Genomic DNA, 2,422 nt, shown 5'->3' on the forward strand with positions numbered 1-2,422 from the left:
CCRAAGTGAGCATCATCGCGCAGTTCGGACGGCGTCGGCGCATTCAGCTCAACAAATGACGCAAGACCCCCAAAGGTGTCCGCACGCGCTCTGGCAGAGGGCGCGGGCCCAAAGTGAGCATCATCGCGCAGTTCGAACGGCGTCGGCACATTCAGATCAACAAATGACGCAAGACCCCCAAAGGTGTCTGAACGCGCCCTGGCAGAGGGCGCGGGCCCAAAGTGGGCATCATCGCGCAGTTCGAACGGCGTCGGCGCATTCAGATCAACAAATGACGCAAGACCGCCGTAGGTGTCTGAGGCAGCCCTACCAATTGATGGTGACGCGGGTTCTCGCGTCTCCAGTCTCAACCGAGCCCAAGCTCCCTGGCTCGCGGTGGTTTGGGTTGCGGGAAGCGACCGCGGCGTGCTGGACCCCACAGCGCATAGCCCGACTGGCAAAGCCGACTGCTCACGGGTTTGCAGGCCAAGGGCTTGGTTCGCTTCGACGAGTTTTAAGTAGCTCCGAAGATGTGACAAATCAGGACTGTATATGCCTCTCGTCAGTTTGAATGCTTCCACATCGTTGTGCAGCATTAACTGCTCCTCGTTAGAGCCATTGAGTCGGCCAGCTATGCTCTTCCCGCCATTTTCTTTAAGCCACGTACTCAGGGAACGAAGATCTGTAGCCCGCTTGTAGCAAGATTCCCTTAGCTTCGCAGTCGGGGTTTTAAGATCTTTCAAGGCTTGGCCAAGCGCACCATCGATCAGGGCGGCGTCTTCGGGATGAGGAGCCAGGTAACGAGGACGACCAACGCCACGGCATTCGAGTCCTTTGGTTTCTTCACACCCGGGCAAGACCGCCCTGAGATAATTCAAAGTCGATTTAAGCCGATTCCGAGGGTCCCGCCCCTCGCTCCTGTACGCCGAAATTTCATCATCTAGTGGACCGCCTCGCAATAGAGAAGCCAAGGTGCCCTTATTATTATCTTGGAGCCACCGAGCAAACGTTCTAAATCCGGAAAGAGCTTTAGTGATGACGCCTGAGGCAACGTTGCCTTCCTCAGCATTTACCCGGAACCTTGCCAAGAGATCCGCGTCTTCGGCAGGGAGCTCCTCCATTATCTGCTCTCGCGACGGAAGGCTTCCAGGCGCAACCTTGTTCAGCTGCCAAACGACAGCAATGCGCCCACCATCCCTGAGATAGTCCTGCACATCAGCAACAAAAGAACCATGCCCAGGAGAATCAGGGTTAAACCGGCCGGATATCGGACTCCGATTTTCTTGGCGAAGCCAGCGACTTAAATGGTGCAGATCACTCACCATTCTCTTGAAGTTCCTCAACTCCGCCTTCGAATGAAGGGCCGCTTTCTTGAAGGTGGAAACAAGCTCCTCGTCCTCGGCAAAGGGCTCGGAGCGGTTGCGCTTGGCGCTTACGCGGACCTCCGCCGGCTGCGGCCCTCTACTTTTCGGCCGTGGGCCAGGTCCGTGCGCCACCGCCTCCGCGGCACCGAACGGGACGCAACCGGGGCCGCTCCGGACCTCTCCGCCATGCTCCTCAGACGAAGTGGGTTGCGACTGGCCCAACTGCTGCTCAAAGCTCGCTTGCAGCCTTGCGTCGGCGGCCCGTTGCTCTAGCGGCAAATCCGTATTCTTCGAGAAACCTAGCATAAACGGGCTCAACTGCCGAGGATTGAACTGCGAACCATCCATACCTATCTCCACTCGAAAATATAAGGTGCGGAGTGCCTTGACCTTTCGTCTGCTACCCTCAGGCGACGATCACCGTCCGCATCGGGCTTTGTACTAGGTAAACGAACTTACGAAAGGCTGACCAGTCAGCAAGAAAGGGTTTAGAGACCTCCATTTCCTCATACGCCCGTCTGGCTGGGTGAGGAGGAAAGGTGACTAGCGATGTTCCTGGTTCTGTTGAATTTCTGAGAAGGTCGGGGCTGCCACCTTGAGCCGGTAGGTTCGGGTGCTGATTGCAAAAGGAGAGGAATGCTGCGTATTTCGCAAAAACGGGACAGCAGTTTCGCTACCTGACGGACGGCAGTTTCGCTAAATCCCGGACAGCGTGGCGGGCGCTGGCTTTTGGTTGCCTGGTTGTTGAAGTCAGTTGGTATTCGTTTCGCTGTTTTCGACGTCGGTCAAGGGGCGCGCAGCTTTTTTCCTTCGCATGCTGTCGCCTTTGAGGGCGATACGGTGGGAGTTGTGGATGATCCGGTCGAGGATAGCATCTGCGATGGTTGGCTCGCCGACCATGTCGCGCCATTGGGCAGCGGGCAGCTTGGGCGGCAATCATGGACCTCCTCCGAATTGATGGACACCTGTAGTGGGCTCGAAGAGCCAGGAGGTGTCGGATGGAAGGACGTCAACGTCGGTCGTTTGCGGACGACTACAAGCGGCAAGCGGTTGATCTCATAGCGTCGAGCGGACGCTCG

The 2,422-nt window shown here is 57.2% G+C and carries 1 protein-coding gene and 1 pseudogene; both read right to left on the reverse strand.

The window, feature by feature from the left end; genetic code table 11:
- Positions 1-1,691, reverse strand: a pseudogene (locus AC629_RS46350) (hypothetical protein); the annotation flags it as partial.
- Between the two features lie 402 nt (positions 1,692-2,093).
- Entirely contained in the window at positions 2,094-2,279 is a 186-nt protein-coding gene (locus tag AC629_RS43670) for an ATP-binding protein (RefSeq protein ID WP_083636600.1), read from the reverse strand.
- Between the last annotated feature and the right edge of the window lie 143 nt (positions 2,280-2,422).

It is taken from the genome of Bradyrhizobium sp. NAS80.1 (assembly GCF_001908205.1).
In the GTDB taxonomy this organism is placed as follows: domain Bacteria; phylum Pseudomonadota; class Alphaproteobacteria; order Rhizobiales; family Xanthobacteraceae; genus Bradyrhizobium.